General features: G+C 59.3%; 10 protein-coding genes and 4 pseudogenes. 9 read left to right on the top strand and 5 right to left on the bottom strand.

The genetic code is table 11. The annotated features are described in order from the left end of the window. Positions 1 to 255 precede the first annotated feature (255 nt). From I8E17_RS30330 to I8E17_RS30300, 7 genes and pseudogenes are all read left to right on the top strand, one after another. Complete coding sequence (locus tag I8E17_RS30330) at positions 256 to 1,041, top strand: IclR family transcriptional regulator (RefSeq protein WP_069615848.1); 786 nt, start codon at positions 256 to 258, stop codon at positions 1,039 to 1,041. Next, the gene (locus tag I8E17_RS30325; RefSeq protein ID WP_113367541.1) at positions 1,041 to 2,294 is read left to right on the top strand and encodes a Tm-1-like ATP-binding domain-containing protein; all 1,254 of its coding nucleotides are present in this window, start codon (positions 1,041 to 1,043) and stop codon (positions 2,292 to 2,294) included. Before I8E17_RS30330 ends, I8E17_RS30325 begins: the two co-directional genes overlap by 1 nt. Next, positions 2,291 to 2,941: an HAD-IA family hydrolase gene (locus I8E17_RS30320; RefSeq protein WP_069615738.1), complete on the top strand. Its 651-nt coding sequence runs from the start codon at positions 2,291 to 2,293 to the stop codon at positions 2,939 to 2,941. The genes I8E17_RS30325 and I8E17_RS30320 overlap by 4 nt, the downstream gene beginning before the upstream one ends. 17 nt (positions 2,942 to 2,958) lie before the next feature. Further along, positions 2,959 to 4,314, top strand: coding sequence for an aspartate aminotransferase family protein (locus I8E17_RS30315; protein ID WP_069615737.1), 1,356 nt, complete (start codon positions 2,959 to 2,961; stop codon positions 4,312 to 4,314). A 2-nt stretch (positions 4,315 to 4,316) separates the two neighbouring features. Continuing rightward, on the top strand, positions 4,317 to 5,600 hold the full coding sequence (locus I8E17_RS30310; protein WP_113367540.1) for an aspartate aminotransferase family protein: 1,284 nt from the start codon (positions 4,317 to 4,319) through the stop codon (positions 5,598 to 5,600). A 6-nt stretch (positions 5,601 to 5,606) separates the two neighbouring features. Continuing rightward, entirely contained in the window at positions 5,607 to 6,626 is a 1,020-nt protein-coding gene (locus I8E17_RS30305) for a homoserine kinase (RefSeq protein WP_113367539.1), read from the top strand. A 54-nt stretch (positions 6,627 to 6,680) separates the two neighbouring features. Beyond that, positions 6,681 to 7,024: pseudogene (locus I8E17_RS30300) on the top strand (5-carboxymethyl-2-hydroxymuconate Delta-isomerase); the annotation flags it as partial. Positions 7,025 to 7,029: 5 nt separating this feature from the next. On the opposite strand, the pseudogene I8E17_RS30295 reads toward I8E17_RS30300, so the two are convergent. From I8E17_RS30295 to I8E17_RS30275, 5 genes and pseudogenes are all read right to left on the bottom strand, one after another. After that, positions 7,030 to 7,173 (bottom strand): annotated as a pseudogene (locus I8E17_RS30295) (fumarylacetoacetate hydrolase family protein); the annotation flags it as partial. A gap of 685 nt (positions 7,174 to 7,858) precedes the next feature. Beyond that, on the bottom strand, positions 7,859 to 8,917 hold the full coding sequence (locus tag I8E17_RS30290; RefSeq protein ID WP_229002266.1) for a GSU2403 family nucleotidyltransferase fold protein: 1,059 nt from the start codon (positions 8,915 to 8,917) through the stop codon (positions 7,859 to 7,861). A 387-nt stretch (positions 8,918 to 9,304) separates the two neighbouring features. Further along, positions 9,305 to 10,527, bottom strand: a pseudogene (locus I8E17_RS30285) (ATP-binding protein). Positions 10,528 to 11,007: 480 nt separating this feature from the next. Then, positions 11,008 to 11,430: a type II toxin-antitoxin system VapC family toxin gene (locus tag I8E17_RS30280; protein ID WP_113367538.1), complete on the bottom strand. Its 423-nt coding sequence runs from the start codon at positions 11,428 to 11,430 to the stop codon at positions 11,008 to 11,010. Then, complete coding sequence (locus I8E17_RS30275; RefSeq protein WP_069615449.1) at positions 11,427 to 11,681, bottom strand: type II toxin-antitoxin system Phd/YefM family antitoxin; 255 nt, start codon at positions 11,679 to 11,681, stop codon at positions 11,427 to 11,429. The genes I8E17_RS30280 and I8E17_RS30275 overlap by 4 nt, the downstream gene beginning before the upstream one ends. A 183-nt stretch (positions 11,682 to 11,864) precedes the next feature. On the opposite strand from I8E17_RS30275, the pseudogene I8E17_RS30270 reads away from it, so the two are divergent. Together I8E17_RS30270 and I8E17_RS30265 are read left to right on the top strand one after the other, a co-directional pair. After that, positions 11,865 to 12,065, top strand: a pseudogene (locus tag I8E17_RS30270) (exonuclease domain-containing protein); the annotation flags it as partial. 1,105 nt (positions 12,066 to 13,170) lie between these two features. Further along, a complete protein-coding gene (locus I8E17_RS30265) occupies positions 13,171 to 18,213 on the top strand; it encodes a putative Ig domain-containing protein (protein WP_162750990.1) in 5,043 nt (1,680 codons plus the stop codon). Positions 18,214 to 18,430 lie beyond the last annotated feature (217 nt).

Below are 18,430 nucleotides of genomic sequence, written 5' to 3'. Positions count from 1 at the left end.
CCACCAAAAACCGGACTGACGATCGGTGCCTATGTTTTGTTGATCTTACCGCCGTCAGCGCTTACGGTTCATTATATGAACCACAGCTTCAAATATAGACTTGCAAACATTGCCGGCCTCTGTCAAGTTATTTCGCATGTTAAGTATCGTGGGTCGCCGCTATCGTGCCGCGGCGCAGGGTCAGCAGGCTGATTTGACGGGAAGCCACGGCTGGACGCGTAGAATCAGACCCTGACCAACCCAAGAGGAGGAATAATGAGCACGATCGGAAAGGCGCTGGCATTGCTGGATACCCTGTCACGGCTGGACAAGGAGGCAGGTCTGACCGATATCGCCCGCCTCTGCGCACTGGACAAGGCGACGGCACGACGCTTTCTCGTGGAGCTGGAAAAACACGGCTTCGTCGAGCAGGATCCAGAGACGCGCCGCTACCGCATCGGCTCGACACCGGTTCGCCTCGCTCGTATCCGGGAAGCACGCTTCCCCTTCCTGCGGGTCGCCATCCCATTCATCAGGACGCTTGCCGAATCGTCGACTGAGACCGTGCATCTGTCCGAATTTTCGGGAGGGCAGCTTTCCACTATTCACGTCGAAGACTCGCCGCGCGCCCACCGCATCATCGTCGATGTCGGCAGCGTCCTTCCCTTTCATGCGACGGCATCGGGCCTCGCCTTTCTGGCCTTCTGCCCACGGATAGAAATCGACGAAGCGCTTAAAAAGCCGCTGGAAAGGTTTACGGATCACACCGTCACCGATCCCCAATCGCTGCATAAAATGCTCGATGAAACCGCAGCACGGGGCTTTTCCGTTATTGACCAAGGCCTGGAGGCCGGTGTCATCAGCGCGGCCGCACCGGTGTGTACGCCGAGCGGCCGGCCGATCGGCTGCGTGGCAATCGCCGCCCCGCTCTCTCGCACCACGAAGGCTACCATCCAGGAATTCGGCACGCAGGCCGTCGCCACGGCCAACGCGATCTCAGAAAAATACTACGGGTCGGAAAGACCCATGGGAACCATTGCGAAACTTAGGAGGACGGATTGATGAGCCCGGAGGCTCCCTCACCACGGATATTCGTCATCGGAACCGGTGACACCAAATACGACGAACTGCAATTCATGGCGTCCGTCATCAGGCAAGCCGGCGGCCAGCCGGTCATGATGGATGTGAGCATTCTCGGCGATCCACCTTACAGCCCCGATTATTCCAAGCATGACATTGCGAAGGCTGCCGCAACGACAATCGAAGCCATTACCGAAAGCGGCGACGAAAACAGCGCCATGGCGGCTATGGCGAAGGGTGCGTCGGCCCTGACCCTCCGCCTCTACGACGATGGACAGGTAGACGGCATCATCGTGCTCGGCGGCTCCATGGGCACGGATCTCGCGCTCGATGTTGCCGCCGTCCTGCCGCTCGGCGTGCCGAAATTTGTGGTTTCGACCATTGCCTACTCCCACCTCATACCGCCCGAACGCATCGCGCCCGATCTGATGATGATCCTGTGGGCCGGCGGTCTCTATGGTCTCAACAGCATCTGCCAGTCGGTTCTCTCTCAGGCCTGCGGCGCGGTGGTCGGCGCTGCAAAGCATGGCACCAAGCCCGATCGCGAACGTCCTCTCGTCGGCATGACCTCCCTTGGCTCCTCCTGCCTGAAATATATGAAATATCTGCGACCCGAGCTGGAAAAGCGCGGCTACGACGTCGCCGTGTTTCATTCCACCGGCATGGGCGGCCGGGCCTATGAAGCTATCGCTGCGAAGGGGGACTTTGCCGCTGTCTTCGACTTCTGCATCCAGGAAGTCAGCAATCATCATTATAGCAGTGTCGTCACCTCTGGGCCCGACCGTCTCGAAAACGCCGGTCGCGCCGGCATTCCGCAGATCGTCGCACCTGGCGCGATCGACATGGTCGATCTTCAGGCATGGCAAGCCCTGCCAGAGATCTTTGTGGATCGCCCGTATCACGCCCATAACCGACTGATCGGGTCGGTAACGACATCGCCGGAAGGGCGGCGTGCAGTTGCTCGCGTGATCGGAGAAAAACTGCGGCGCGCCGAAGCGAAGGTCGCCTTCCTCCTGCCGACTGAAGGCTTGCAGGAATGGGACAAGCCGGATGAACCCTTGCATGATCCAGAGGGCCTCGACGCCTTCTTCGACGAAATGCGCCGCGCCGTTCCGCCCAGCGTTACGCTGCAGGAGGTCGATGCGCATATCAACGCGCCAGCCTTCTCGGCCGCTGCGCTTGCCATCTTCGATCGATGGGTTGCCGAAGGCGTCATCCCGGAGGGACGGCCGTGAGCCAAGACCGCGCGCTTATCCTCGACTTCGGTGGTGTCGTTACCCGCACCCTGTTCGAAACCCATGACATCACGGAGCGCACGCTCGGCCTTCCCAAGGGATCGCTAACCTGGCTCGGCCCGTTCGACACGACGACGGACCCGCTTTGGGTCGAAATGCAGAACCGTGAGATCACCGAACGCGACTATTGGCTGAAGCGCACGAAGGAAGTCGGCAAGCTGGTTGGCGAAAACTGGACGGACATGCAGACCTTCGTGCGCCGGGCGCGCGGCGCCGAGCCGGAGCTGGTTCTGCGGCCAGAAGCCCGCGACGCCATCCTGCGCACCAAGGAGGCCGGCCTCAAGCTGGCAATCCTGTCGAACGAACTCGACCTTTTCTACGGCGTCGAATTCCGTCAGCGCTTTCCGCTGATCGAGCTTTTCGACGTCATCGTCGATGCCACGTACACGAAGATCCTGAAACCCGATCCCCGCGCCTACGAGCTCGTCCTTGCCGAGCTCAACCTCCCGCGCGAGGCCTGCGTTTTCGTAGACGATCAGAAGAAGAACATCGAGGGCGCCGAAGCCGTGAGCTTGCCTCACGTGCATTTCGACGTGACCCGCCCTGCCGAAAGCTATGCCCACGCACTTGGGATGCTGGGGCTCTGAAACAAGAGGAATTTGAGATGCGTGAGACCAATTTCATCATAGAAAACAACGCCCGTCACCTGTGGCATCCGATGGCCCATCCCGCTGAAATGCAGGCCAATCCCCCGCGCATCATCAATTCAGGCGAAGGCGTCGAAATCGTCGATATCCAGGGCAAGAAAGTGCTCGACGCCGTCGGCGGCCTCTGGAACGTCAATCTCGGCTACTCCTGCGAGCCGGTGAAGAAGGCGATCCGCGACCAGCTCGATGAGCTTCCCTATTATTCGACCTTCCGCGGCACGACCAACTCGCCTTTGATCGAACTCTCCTATGAGCTTGCCGAATGGTTCAAGCCGGATGGCCTCAGCCGCTCCTTCTTTACCTCCGGCGGCTCGGATTCAGTCGAGACCTGCCTACGGCTGGCGCGCCAGTATCACAAGGTCAATGGTCAGCCCGAGCGCACCAAGTTCGTCGCGTTGAAGAAGGGCTATCATGGCACGCATTTCGGCGGTGCCTCGGTCAACGGCAACCAAAATTTCCGTCGCAACTACGAGCCGCTGCTTCCAGGCGTTTTCCACATGCCGGCACCCTTCACCTACCGCAATCCCTTCAACACCACCGATGGTGCGGAGATCGCGGCTGCAATCGGCAGGCTTTTCGAGGATGAAATCGCCTTCCAAGGTGCCGACACCATCGCGGCCCTGATCGTCGAACCCGTGCTCGGTGCCGGCGGCGTGATCGTCCCGCACGAGACCTTCCTGCCGCTGATGCGCGAGATCTGCGACCGCCACGGCATCCTGCTGATCGCCGACGAGGTCATCACCGCTTTCGGCCGTACCGGCGCCTGGACCGGATCGCGCCTGTGGGGCGTGCAGCCGGACATGATGTCGACGGCCAAAGCGATCACCAACGGCTATTTCCCTTTCGGTGCGGTGATGATCTCCGACGAGGTGGCGCAGGTCTTCGAAAGCAACAAGGGTCCACTCGGAAGTATCGGCCACGGCTACACCTATTCCGGTCATCCCGTTGGCGCCGCAGCAGCCCTTGCCACCTTGAAGGAAACCAAGCGGCTCAATGTCACCGATAATGCTGCATCCCGCGGCGAAGAGCTGCTCGCCGGCCTGAGGAAGCTGCAGGACAAGCATGAGTTGATCGGGGATGTGCGCGGCAAGGGCCTGATGTGCGCCCTCGAGCTCGTCAGCGACCGCGCCACGAAGAGCGGGGCCGCAAAGAATGTCGTGCAAAAGGTGCAGGACGCCACCTATGAGGCCGGCGTTCTGGTTCGCACCTCGGGCACTAACGTCATCATATCACCGCCACTGATCGTGACCGCGGAGAATGTCCGGACCATGCTGGCCGCTCTCGACGCGGGCCTTACTGCTGCGAGGGGTTGATCATGTCTGACAACACAGCTCTCATCGCTCGCCGTGAACGGCTTTTGGGCCGGAACATGTCCCTCTTCTATGACGATCCAGTGCATCTCGTGCGCGGAGAAGGCGTCTGGGTTTGGGACGCCGACGGCCGCAAGTATCTCGACTGCTACAACAATGTGCCGCATGTCGGCCATTGCCATCCACGCGTGGTCGAGGCAATTGCTCGGCAGGCGGCGACGCTGAATACGCATACGCGCTATCTCCATGAAGGCATTCTCGATTATGTCGAGCGGCTGACGGCGACTTTCGACAAAAGCCTGAATGCCGCAATCCTGACCTGCACGGGGAGCGAGGCGAACGACGTGGCGCTGCGCATGGCGCAGGCTGTGACCGGCAAGACCGGCGTGATCGCCACAAACCACACCTATCACGGCAACACGGCCGCGGTGTCGCAGCTATCGACCCGCATGCCGCCGGTCGGCGGTTACGGCGGCCATGTCAGACATGTACCGGCGCCGGACAGCTATCGTCCACTAGGCGGTCAAGGCGGAGATGCCTTCGCCACGGCCTTCGCAGCAGAAGTCGAAAAAGCGATCGCTTCGCTCGAGGATGGCCCGCATGGCTTCTCAGCCATCATCGTCGACCCCTTTTTTTCCAACGAAGGCTTTCCGGATCTTCCGCCGGGCTTTCTCGACAAAACGGTTACTGCTGTCCGCAAGGGCGGCGGCCTCGTCATCACCGACGAAGTGCAGCCTGGCTTCGGTCGGACTGGCACGCACATGTGGGGCCACCAGCACGCTGGCATCGTTCCCGATATCGTCACGCTCGGCAAACCGATGGCGAATGGTCATCCTGTCGGCGGGATCGTCGCAAATGTCGATACGATCAATGCCTTTCGGAAGGCATTCCGCTACTTCAACACTTTTGGCGGCAATCCTGTCTCCTGTGCCGCGGCCATGGCCGTGCTCGATGTCATCAAGGACGAAAGCCTGGTCGAGAATGCCCGCAATGTCGGCGAATATACCCGCGACGCGTTCAAGCGGCTGGCCGATAAGCACTCGATCATAGGCGACGTGCGCGGCAGCGGCCTCTTCATGGGTACGGAATTCGTGCTCGACAGGCAGACGAAGGGTCCGGCTGCCGCTGCGGCGACCCGGATCATCAACGCCATGCGCGAACGCGGCGTGCTGATGGGTAAGATCGGCATTCACCAATGCGCCACGAAGATCCGCCCGCCTATGCCGTTTACCCGGAGCAATGCCGACTACATGTTGTCGATCTTCGACGACGTCCTATCCGGCCTGTGAGGCAATATGGCTGATCAGTTGCCTGAGACCATCCGCGATGCCCTGCAGAGACGTGCGCTGGAGGCCCTCGACCATTGGCCTGTGCAGGCCCATGAACCTCTCCTGATGAAATATCGAGAGAACGCCGTTTTCCGCATTGTGCTGGAAGATGGCCAGTTTGCCGCACTCCGACTGCACCGGCCGGGTTATCACGACGAGACGAGCCTGCGCTCGGAACTGCAATTCATGGCCACCCTCAAGCTCGGCGGTCTCGACGTGCCGAACCCGGTTCCCACACGCAACGGACAGAGCCTCGTTCTCCTGTCGGATAACGAGCATTTTCCCGAACAGCATGCCGATGTGGTGAGCTGGATCGATGGTCTTCCGCTTGGCCAAAGTGGCACGCCACTATCGCATACAGCCGACATGCAGGCGGAAATTTTCTTCCGTATCGGTCGAAACATGGCCGTCATGCATGAGCTTGCCGATGCCTGGGAACCGCCAGAATGCTTTCGCCGGCCGGCTTGGGGCGTCGAAGGCCTGGTCGGGGAAAAGCCGATCTGGGGGCGCTTCTGGGATTGCCGCGGTCTTTCGTCCAGCAGCGCCAAAGCACTCTCGGCATTGCGCGATGAACTACGTCATGCGCTTGCGACGATATCTCCAGGCGGCCTGGACTACGGATTGATCCATGCCGATCTCGTGCGGGAAAACATCTTTCTGACGGGTACTGATTCCAATATTGCCTTCATCGATTTCGACGATGCGGGGCATGGCTTCCGCCTCTTCGATCTCGCGACGACCCTCCTCAAGAATCGCAATGAACCCACTTATCCCTCAATCGAGAAAGCGCTGCTTGCAGGTTATCGCAGCCGACGCGCACTTTCTGACGCAGCTCTGGCGAGCCTGCCACTCTTCATGGTGCTCCGAAGCCTCATCTACATCGGATGGTTGGCCGCGCGCCCGGAAACTCCAGACGCCGCCGAGCGTCTGACGCGTTACGCCGACGAGAGTCTGGAGATGGCAAGAAAGCTCAACGCTGCCGCTTGACATCTTTCGCGGTATTATTAACATGTTAATTAACAAAGGGTTCGGGAGAACTTGATGCCGCATCTCGCCATAGAATATTCGGCCAATCTGGAAGGCCGCGCCGATATTGGCGCGCTCTGCGAGCGGTTGTTGAAACCATTCTTGACGCAGGGCTTTTCGAGGTCGGCGTCGTGCGGGCGCGCGCCTTTCGCGCCGAGCATTACGCCATCGCCGACAGGCTACCCGAGAACGCCTTTATTGATTTGAACTTCCGTATCGGCAAGGGCCGCACGGAGGAAGAAAAGAAGCGCACCGGCGAGGCGATCTTTGCCGCTGCCATCGACGTTCTCGGCCCTCTCTTCGAGACGCCGCACTTCGCCCTTTCGCTGGAGATCTGCGAGATCGATGCGGAACTCAGTCGGCTGTCGCTCTGGCGCACTTCGCCATTGACGCGGGTCGTGAACGCTATGTCTTCAAGCTGGGCCGCATCCGTGAAGGGGATCAGCCACGGGCCGATCGAGCCGGTATTGTCGAAGTTCTTGCCCTGGGTGACGTTGAACTTCGCATGCTATCCAGGTTTAGTTGAGATACCCGTTTGGGTTGGCGTTACCGGCATTCCTGTTCGTTGGCGCCAATCATGCTGCCTCCTCCTTCAATCAGGAGTTCTCCCCTGTGGCGAGCACTCCTTCTTGGAGCGGCAGCGGCTGGTGTAAGTGGAGGATGTAGTTCTGCCGCGTGTGGGATCCCAACCTCGCATCCCCATGTCTTCCCGCATGCACTGGCGAAGCGGTGTGGTAGGGTATCGCTGGAGAAGCTGGCCACTGAACCTTTCTCTCGTCGAAGGGTGGTCAGGCAACACCAGCAGCCTGCCTAGAACTTCAGATAATCACACCAACCTCGCCGCGATGGCCTCCCGCGAACAGAACTCGTGCCTGAAGGCGCAAAGCGGACGTCTCGCGCTTGACGGGGACGTCACTGTTTAAAGACGACAACCTCCGCCAACAAATCGGGTACGTTGATGTGATGGGATACGAACTGGCGACCTGCACGCTTCTCACGCGTAAGTACACCTGATGTCGTGCGACAGCACTATGGTCGCTTTCTTCCGCAGGACAAGGCAGCATGGGCCGCCAAGATTTTGAAGCAGCTCTGCTAAGCGGCACGGATAGCTGAGTCAGACAAAGCTTAGGCTCAGCGCAACCTGATGCGAATGAGCGTTGTCATAGAGCCCGCCTTTTCGAGGAGGCCAACCTTTATCGCTTGAGAGTGCCAACCATTCGATTGATAGCGTCCCAATACTCCTTGTGCATGGTTTCGGCCGCTTCCGAGATCGCCAGCTTCCAAGCAGGGCCGCGATCCCATGCCTCCTCCAGAGCGTCAGCCAGGGAAGGCCCATGGCCCGTGACCGGCAGGGCTTCGAATAGTATTCCTGCCTGTCTAAGGTCTTTATCCCGTTTGGCCTGGCCGCCGGCGTCGCTTTGGCGGCGACCGGCAATGATAAGCTTGTGCACCGCGTACCTGCAAGGATCAGGGATGACAACTGAGACACCGGCACCATGTAGCAGGATCGAACGAACGGGATCACGGATCAAGAAATCCATGAATCTTAGCGGTTCGGCTGACGCGCCACCGAGAGCGGGCATGTTGGCGGGTTTGTCGGAGTATTCTTCGGCTCCCCTGTTTGTCGTCATGAACTCCAACCTGTAACCGGTTTGATTACGAAAGGCATGAGATCGAGAGCTGCCGCTGATATGTGGCACTGCGCGGAACGTCGGATCAAGCCCTTTTAGGAGATCGAGGATCGGCGGCAGCGAATCCGCCACTTCGGCGGAAATCGCGAAATCCTGGGCTAGGTCTGCATCACCTGTTAGGATCGCCGCCGAAGGCAGACGGATGCCAAGATATGCCGAGTAGCATTGAAAAGCGACCGTGCCGATGAGAACGCCGCGCAACCGGAAGAGACCGGCCTTGGCAAGCGTCTGTACGATATCCCCGGTAAAGCGATCAGCGGCAATCAAACCGGCCTCGCGCGTTAGCGTGGAAACGAACTTGCGGCGAGCCTTAAAGTCTGACTTCTCACCCTTGAAGGTTTCGACCCGTTCCGAAATCAAGGGATCGTCGGCAGGACCGACGTACCGGCGCTTCTGCCCACCCTCACCATCGGGTTGGTCGAAATACCAATAACGCCGACCATCGACTGCCACCGGCACGAATCTACCCGATGGGGGGAAGTCTTCCGCCCAATCATCATCAAATGCCCGTTGTTGGAGCTCCGCGACCATGGTGCGGAACATGAGATCAATCTGCTTAATCACGGCGGCCTCTATATCGTTTTCACAAATCTAGTATAGATACAACCTGTAAACAAGCTTGGCTGCTGCCACGCATCAACTCCTCCAATACCGGTCACCACCTACTCTGATTCTCGTTATACTATTTTCTCGAATATAGTACGTGGATGAATGCGGCGACCTTGGGTTTGCGAAAGGCCGATGGTAACTGGACGACCTGGATCGCGATCGTTCTTGACGGGAAAGGAGTGAGAAGTTGGACCAGCCTTCCCTCGCTGAGGTCGCCAGTTAGAAAGACGTCGGGGCATATGAAGATACCTTTTCCCGCGCGCGTGGGCACAAGGCATGCACGAGGGCTATTGGAAATGAAAAGTCCAGTCACCGGGACGTGAATCTGCTTTCCGATGATCATTTGGCCCATAAGGCGGACAATGGCGCTGCGGCCAACCTGTCGCCGAAGGGAACGAAATCGGTGCTATCGTACAGCACTACACCGTAGGCGAACCGGTCCTTGCACGCTGCGGCCAGGGTCCGCAGTCCGGCGAAGTCACTGGACTTCACCGTCGCTGAGGTCTTAACCTCGATCCCCACGATCATGCCATCGTCGCGTTCTAGGACGATGTCCACCTCATGCATCTGTTGATCGCGAAAATGGTATGGCGTCAGGCGTAAGTCGGACGCATCCGAGAGCTTCAGAATTTCGGCAAACACGAAGCTTTTCAGAAGCGCGCCAAGTACGCTGCGGTCCGCCTTTGTCCGATCGAATGTCAATTCGCGCACCGCTGCGAGAAGGCCGGAATCGAGAAAATGTAGCTTCGGCGTCTTGGCGATCCGCTTAAACGCGTTTGTGTACCAAGGCTGCAATGTCGAGACGAGGTAGACCTGCTCCAACAGCGCCACATAGCGCTGCCCCGTCTTGTGGCTGACATGGATGCTGGAGCCGAACTGCGAATAGTTGACCAACTGCCCCGAATGCTCCCCCAGCAGTCGAACAAATTTCGGCAGCTCGGTCAGCTTCTCGATCTCGGCGATGTCTCTAAGATCGCGGGTCAGAACAGATGTCAGATAGGACCGAGCCCAATCCTGCCGTCGCCGTTCGCTCTCGCGGCTAATCGCCTCGGGAAAACCTCCTAACAGCACGAGTTGGATGAGGTCGTCGCCGACAATCGCCTCTCGGTTTCCCTGAAGCTTCCCCTCAAATAGTCGTTCGAGGAACGTCGGCGTCTGACTTTTTATTTCAGCGCGAGCCAGTGGCAGCATTCGAATAGTTTCCATCCGTCCCGCTAGGCTGTGGGCAACTCGCGGCAAGGTGAGCACATTGGCCGAGCCAGTCAGGAGGAAGCGCCCGGGACGATAGTCCTCGTCTACCGTCTTTTTGATCGCAAGCAGCAGATCGGGCGCGCGCTGGACCTCATCGATTATGGCGCGATCGAGGCTGCGAATGAAGCCGGTCGGATCGGACTGCGCGGCATCGAGCGTCGTCTGATCGTCGAGAGTAATATAGGTCCGACCGGCCTCCCCATCTTCCAGACAAGTGTGGTCTTGCCTGCCCGGCGCGGTCCTACGATCAGGACTACCGGGGTATCTGAAAGGGCTTCCTCCACCCGGTGTGCGACAAGACGTTCGTACATACTTTGTCCGAATCTCTGACAGTTGGAAATTTGCATCATGACAATTGGAAGTCAACGTCATGCGGATTGGAAATGAGTCAACCGTGATCCGGGAATGACGTACGTCGAAAGCCTTCCCCTGGCGCGTCAAAATTTCGACTGTGCTGACCGCCGTTCAGGGAGCCCCCATGATCGCTACCCTGCCTACAAGGATCGTCAAGCGATACGCAGGGCATTTATCGAAGTCCCTTTGGTCGTCTCCCGCAAGCGACAGCGATCCGGCCAATCGTTGGAAGTGATCTCAGATGGCGCAGCTTGCTTCTTCTTACTGCTAAGTTAGCCGATAGCCCTGAAATGCCTCTGCCTTCAGTCCTTCCTACTTTTGCTCTTGAAGGGATGCGAACCGTCGATCTGCTTCAACCAAAAGCCAAGCGCCTGATAAGATTGTCCGTGCACCCGTTGCTGCACCTGAGCTATATCTTCTCGGTTGTCCCTGGAAGTTCAGCCCTGCCACGGATCAACGATGATTACACCAGTGCCATCGAAATCTTTGATATTCCGCGTGACGACAGTCAGGCCATGGACTAGCGCTGTTGAAGCGATCAAGGCATCGGCCTCGTTGCGGCGGTCGGGAATATGAAGGTGAGCACAGCGCGTGGCGACGGCATCGTCTATGGGCAGAATGCGATCCACAAATTCCGGGCGAACGCGGCTATCCATCCATTCTCGCAATCGAGCACCTTGTGACGCATCGCGGCGCTGAACGCTCAAGATCCCGCGTTCGATCTCCAGTATCGTGATAGCGGAGATAAAGAGTTCACTGGCATCCTGCGAGGCAACCCATTGCGTGACATTTGCATCTGCTTTGCCATCCCCAACCTTGCGCAGCTCGGAGACGACGTTCGTATCGAGCAAGTACTTCAAGACAGATCGACCTCGCGTGTCGCGATTTTGGCTCTAGGCGTATCCACCTCGATAGCCGAAAGGCCGGGCATAGCGAGCGCATCAACGAGGTTCCTGCGTTTCCCTGACAAACGCTCGAATTCACTATAGGTCATTAGGACGTGCGATGGCTTGCCGCGATCTGTGATTATCACAGGACCGTTCTGAGCGGCTTTTTTAGCCTTGCTGACGTCATGATTGACCTCTCTGCTGGACAAACTCGTGATGCTCATAGGCAACCTCCATGTAGGTAAGTACCTACATATAGAGCGTCACTGATTTTTGAGCAATAGTTCCGCCGGCTGAAATCTTGAAGAGATCTGGCCCATAAGAGTAAGTTCCCGATATGGCACGGATCGGCCGCGCTACGTGTGTCGCAAGAATGCGCTCGTTCCGGGCGGTGATGGCACCTCGAGCTGCGAGGATTCAGGAGGCCTGATGCCCCTGCCGCGAGGCCGGGATATCCGCCCCATAGTGTCATTTTCGACACTGAGACGACCGGTCTCGATGCGAGGAAGGACGAGATCATCGAAATCGGCCTCATCGGCTTCACCTGCAATGAGCCCGGCGAAATCGGCGATGTCATCCACGTCTATGGCGGCCTGCAACAGCAAACGGAATAAGTTTCCGAAACATAGACCCCAGAACGCCAGGTATCAGAGGTGTTCATGCCGGTTCACAAATAGCCGCCATCTGCTAAATCACTCAAGAGCCCCCGCGCCTCTGGGCGCCAGCCCAGGCGAGATTGAGTGAACGAGCTGGATGCGGGGCAGTCCATGCACACAAAGGGTGCCGACCATCCAAATTGCTCGGGAGCTGATGACGCCTGTATTGCTCGCACCGGAACGTCCTGCATTTTGCCGATCACCTGAGCTATCGCTTGGAAAGGTATATTCCTCTCCGCAACCGCGTGGAACCGCTCGCCAGGCCCTCCGCTCGGCTGCCAAGCGATAAAGCCGGGCGGCGTCGAGACGATGAACTGCCGGCCATCGGTTCTCTCCGTCTTCGACATAGGCCGAAAAACCAGTTTGCTTGGCTATGCTGATCAGCTTTGGGAGGAACATTTCGTCGCCGGAGCCGTGCACAGTTGGGGGAGGACGGATCACGCTAGAGCGGATTCCGCGGCTCGCAGCCTGGATCGCGACATCCTCGGAAGGCGCACGGAACTGCCTATACTGTAGGATGATGGCAAATCATGCAATCTGCATTGTTGCTAATATACAACATTTGATTGAATAATGATCCAAAAAGAATCAATCTTTGGGATTCCCGGGCATGTGAAATTGCCTTTCAGGTTGCTTTATATAGTACTTCGATCGAGTAGAGGGGCGTCGGCCACAATGCAGACGAGCAAGCACAAGAGCAACTTCCTGCTTTTCGTGGTGGGGTTTGCTCGGTCTTTGGGTTGGGCAAATGAAAAGCGTCGAACAGCTGGCGACCAGGACTGCGGGAAGAAAATCCCGCCCTGGGAACAATAGTTCCTTATCGGAAAATGCTCTCGTAAAAATACAGGTCCACCGCGCCATGCGGGACGCGAGACAGCTCTCCAAAATAACCACGCGATCGAAAGATTTCGCGCGCGCTTGTGCGCTGCTGCTTAGGATAATGCTGCTCGCTGCCTTATTCTGCACCGGTCTATCGCTGGCAAGTCCAGGCACGGCCCACGCGGCATGCACTACCCTCAACTTCCCCGATTCCCACACGACGCCATCGACAAGCCCAATGGCTTCCGGCGGGACACTTAATGTCAACATCGGGGCGCTGTGCGATCCAGTTGGTCTCAATCCTATTGGCGATCCAAACGTAGTACTTCCACAGCATGGTACGATAACGAACTACAACGCAGCTGCCGGCTCGTTCACTTACACGAACAGCGGCGACGGAGCGACCCAAGACACCTTCACCTTGGCCGATGCGAGCGCCCATCCCTTCACAGTAAATATTGCGATCGCGCCGGCGGGATTGACACCACCTATTGCCGGCTCGGTCAGCGCCACGGTAAGTCATGGCAGCACGTCCAATGCCATTACGCTGAACCTATCGGGAGGAGCAGCTTCCTCGGTGGCCGTCGGGACGCAGGCGTCTCACGGAACTGCGACGGCAAGCGGCACCTCGATCACCTATACGCCGACAGCGAGCTATTCCGGTCCGGATAGCTTCACCTATACTGCGACCAATGCGGCCGGCACCTCATCGCCCGCGACGGTGACTATAACGGTCAGCCCGCCGACGATTACGCTCGGGCCAGCCACGCTCACCTCAGGCGCTGTCGGAACCACGTATAACCAGACCGTTAGCGCCGCCGGTGGCACCAGCTCTTACACTTATGCGGTCACATCAGGCGCTCTTCCCAACGGCCTCAGCTTGACGACGACAGGCGCGATCTCAGGCACACCGACAGCCGCAGGCAGTTTCACTTTCACAATTACCGCGACCGATAGTTCTACCGGGACTGGGCCGTTCACAGGCTCGATATCTTATACTTTGGGTATTTCCGCGCCGACGATTTCCGTCAACCCAGCCTCCTTGTCGGCGGGCACAGTCGGAACCGCCTATAGCCAAACTATCACGGCCTCGGGCGGAACCAGTTCCTATAGTTTCAGTGTAACATCCGGTGCTCTCCCAGCCGGCTTGACGCTCTCTTCCTCGGGTACGCTTTCCGGCACGCCGACAGCGGGTGGTACGTTCAACTTCACGGTCACCGCGCGGGATAGTTCCACCGGCACGGGCGCACCATTTTCCGGTTCAAAGGCCTATAGCCTGACCATTGGGGCGCCGACGATTACGGTCGCGCCGGCGACGTTGACGGCTGCGACCGTCGGTGCCAGTTACAACCAGACCATCTCCGCATCCGGCGGCACCAGTTCCTATAGCTTTGCCGTTACGGCAGGTTCGCTTCCACACGGCCTGAATTTGTCATCGGGCGGTGTAATCACCGGCATGCCGACGGAGGGAGGCAGCTTCAGTTTCACTATCACGGCAACGGACAGTTCCACGGGTACAGGCCCCTTTACCGGCTCAAGATCCTATAGCCTGACGGTTTCAGCGCCAACGATTACGGTCGCGCCGGCCACGCTCCCATCCGCCACCGTTGCTGCCAGCTATAGTCAAACCATTACAGCGTCGGGAGGTACCAGTTCCTATAGTTTTGCGGTCACAGCAGGCGCGCTTCCCGACGGCGTGACGCTCTCATCGGGAGGCGCACTCACAGGCACGCCGACGGCAGGCGGCACGTTCAATTTCACGGTTACCGCGACCGATAGCTCGACCGGGACAGGGCCGTTCGCCGGCTCGAGGGCCTATAGCTTGAGCGTCTCCGCACCGACGATCACAATCAGCCCTTCCGCTCTGCCTGCCGCAACGGCCGGAACAGCCTATAGTCAGACGCTCGCGGCTTCTGGCGGCACGGGTTCCTATACCTTCAGCCTCGCGAGCGGGAACCTTCCGCAGGGCGTGGCACTTTCCTCAGCCGGCCTTCTTTCTGGTATACCGACCAACGCGGGGAACTTCAGCTTCACGATCGTTGCCAGGGACAGCTCTACCGGCACGGGTCCCTTTACAGGCGCACAAGCCTACACATTGACGGTCGCCGCCCCAACGATCACGATCAGCCCCTCAACCTTGCCCGGGGGCACGGCCGGAACCGCCTACAACCAGACATTGACAGCCTCGGGCGGAACCGGCTCCTATACCTTTAGCCTCACAAGCGGGAGCCTTCCGCCAGGCGTAGCGCTTTCGTCGGCCGGTGCGCTCGTCGGTACGCCGACAACAGCCGGGCCTTTCAACTTCACCATCACCGCAACGGACGCCAACCACTTTACCGGCTCTCAGGCCTATACGGTTACGATCGGCGCCCCAACGATCACGATCACCCCCGCAACCCTGCCGAGGGGTACGGCCGGAACCGCCTATAGCCAGACACTGACCTCCTCGGGCGGAACTGCTCCCTACACTTACAGCCTTGCGAGCGGGAACCTCCCAGCGGGCGTGGCGCTTTCCTCGGCAGGCACTCTCATTGGGACGCCGACGACCGCTGGGCCTTTTAATTTCACAATCACCGCAACGGACGCCAACCACTTCACCGGCTCGCAGGCCTATACCGTTACGATCGGCGCCCCAACGATCACGATCACACCGGCAACCCTGCCGCCGGCCAGGATCGGGGCTGCCTATAGTCAGACCTTCAGTGCCTCCGGCGGCATCGGCTCTTACAGCTACACGCTCACGGCAGGCGCCTTGCCAGCCGGCCTCACCCTGTCGTCGGGCGGCATACTTTCGGGCACACCGACCGCCGGAGGCACCTTCAATATCACGATCACGGCGACGGACAGCGCCGCTTTTACCGGCTCCAGGGCCTACAGTTTGGTTATCGGCGCTGCGACGATTGCAATCGCACCGGCGGCGCTGCCGGTTGCGACCGTTGCCGCTGCCTATAACCAGACCATCACCGCGTCGGGCGGCACCAGTCCTTATAGTTATGCAGTGACGTCAGGTGCCCTGCCCGCCGGCCTGACGCTTTCGTCGGCTGGTGTTCTTTCCGGCATTCCGACGGCATCGGGCACTTTCAATGTGACGATCACCGCAACCGATAGTTCGACCGGAGCCGGTCCCTTCACAGGCTCTAGGGCATACAGTCTGGCGGTCAACGTCCAGCCACCGATCGCCGGCAACGTCGCGGCAACCGTTGCCGCCAATTCATCGGCTAATCCGATCACGCTCGCCATCACGGGCGGCGCGGCGATCTCGGTCGCGGTGGCAACGGGGGCCAGCCACGGAACCGCGGCCGCCTCGGGGACATCCATCACCTACACGCCGAACCCGGGCTATAGCGGATCGGACAGCTTCACCTACACCGCAACCAATGCCTCAGGCACTTCGGCACCGGCAACCGTCAGCATGACGATCACGGCGCCAAACCTGACATTCTCGCCGCCGAGCGGTGCCCTGCCGGCGGGCGTCGTCACCACGGCTTACAGCGAGACCATCACTGCTTCGGGGGGAACCGGCCCCTATAGTTATAGTGCTGCCGGCACGCTGCCGGCCGGGCTGGCGCTCAACCATGCGACGGGAGCCATTACCGGCACGCCGACGACGCCGGGCAATTACAGCTTCTCCATCACCGCCACCGATGCCAACGGCGCCGTGACCTCCGCGGCCTATACGATCGCCATTTCGCCGCCACCAACAACATTCGTATTCAGTCCGGCAGGCGGCCCCCTCCCCGATGCGATGGCGGGCGAAGCCTACAGCCAGCAGATCACCACGACCGGCGGTGCGGGCACAAAGATCTATAGTATCGTCTCCGGCAACCTGCCGAACGGCCTGGTACTCAACATCTCCACTGGCCAGCTCAACGGTCCGATCTCGGGAGGCACGGAAGGGGCCTACAATTTCACCATCCAGGTTCGCGATGGCAACGGTGCGACCGGGAGCGCCTCCTATAGCCTCAGAGTGAAGACCCGATCGGTTACCGTTCTGGACATGGTCGTCAACGTACCTGCAGGCTCGGCTCCGCCCGACGTCTACCTCAATCGCGGCGCGACCGGCGGTCCCTTCACCGCCGCGATCCTCGCTTTCGTGGAGCCTGCCAATGCCGGCACGGCGACGATCATCCAGGGTCAGCTGGCGCAGGCAGGCCCGGTCACCACTCCGGTTGGCTGGTACCTGCATTATGTGCTGAACCCCGCCTATTCCGGTCAGGTCCGGGTCGGCTACAAGCTCGTCAGCGCGCTTGGAACCTCCAATACGGCTACAGTCACCTATAATGTCAGTTATGACGCCGGGAAGGTTGCCGAGGATATCAGCAACCTCGTGCATGACTTCGTGCAATCCCGGCAGAACATGATCGCCAACACGATCGAGGTACCGGGGCTCCTGCAGCGCCGGCAGATGGAGAAGGCGACTGACCCGATCAGCGGTCGCATGATGCCATCGGAAGAGGGCATGACGCTCAGCTTCTCCACCAGCCTCACGCAGATGCGGGCGGCTGGCGGCGATCCGGATGCGGCGTCAGCCCGGTTCAACGTCTGGATCGGCGGTGCCTTCCTGACCCATGACGACAAGGGCAGCAAGGACACTCACGACTCGAAGTGGGGCAGTTTCGCCATGGTTAACATGGGCGTGGACTATCTGATCTCCGAACATGCGCTAATTGGTCTCTCCTTCCATTATGACCGCATGACCGACCCGACCGATGAGGACGCGGAATTGACGGGCAATGGCTGGCTTGCCGGACCCTATGCTTCGATCGAGCTCGGCAAGGGCGTATTCTGGAACGGCAGCCTGCGCTATGGCGGCTCGAACAACACCATCGATACCCAGTTCTGGGACGGCAATTTCAAGACCACGCGGTGGATGGCGGATACGTCGATCGAGGGCCAATGGTACCTCGACGAGAACACGACACTGTCGCCGAAGCTCAGGGCGATCTACTTCTCGGAAAAGGTCGACGACTATACGGTCAAGAATGGAGCCGGCGATGCGATCACCATCGAAGGCTTCAACGAAGACCAATTCCGCGTCAGCCTTGGCGCCGAGATCGCAAGGTCCTTCACGCTCGAAAGCGGCGCCAAACTGATACCGAAGCTTGGTTTGACGGGCGGCTTCTCCGGTCTCGACGGCGCCGGCGCCTTCGGTGCGGTCACCGCTGGCGTCTCCATACAGACAACGAACTTCTGGATGCTCGACACTAGCCTGCTCTTCAATATCGAGGGCGATGGCCAGAAATCCGTCGGCGCCAAGGTCGCAGCAAGCAAGAAATTTTAAGAGGGCTCCTCAGGGCTTCGCGAGGGTCGGCCAATCCTGAGGCCGCCTATGGAGGGCCCCTCCATGTTCGGTTTCCAATTATCCGGCTCGCCGGATCATGCCCCAGCTCTCGATAAGAGAGAGCGCGCAATCTTCCTTGCGTCCCCCTTACGTCTGGTTCGGGGGAAATCGAAATATGCACTCGAAGAAAGCGTCCGCTCGACGGGATGAGCGTCAT

It is taken from the genome of Rhizobium sp. AB2/73 (assembly GCF_020871915.1).
Taxonomy (GTDB): domain Bacteria; phylum Pseudomonadota; class Alphaproteobacteria; order Rhizobiales; family Rhizobiaceae; genus Rhizobium; species Rhizobium dioscoreae.
This window is presented reverse-complemented; position numbering and strand designations above follow the sequence as displayed.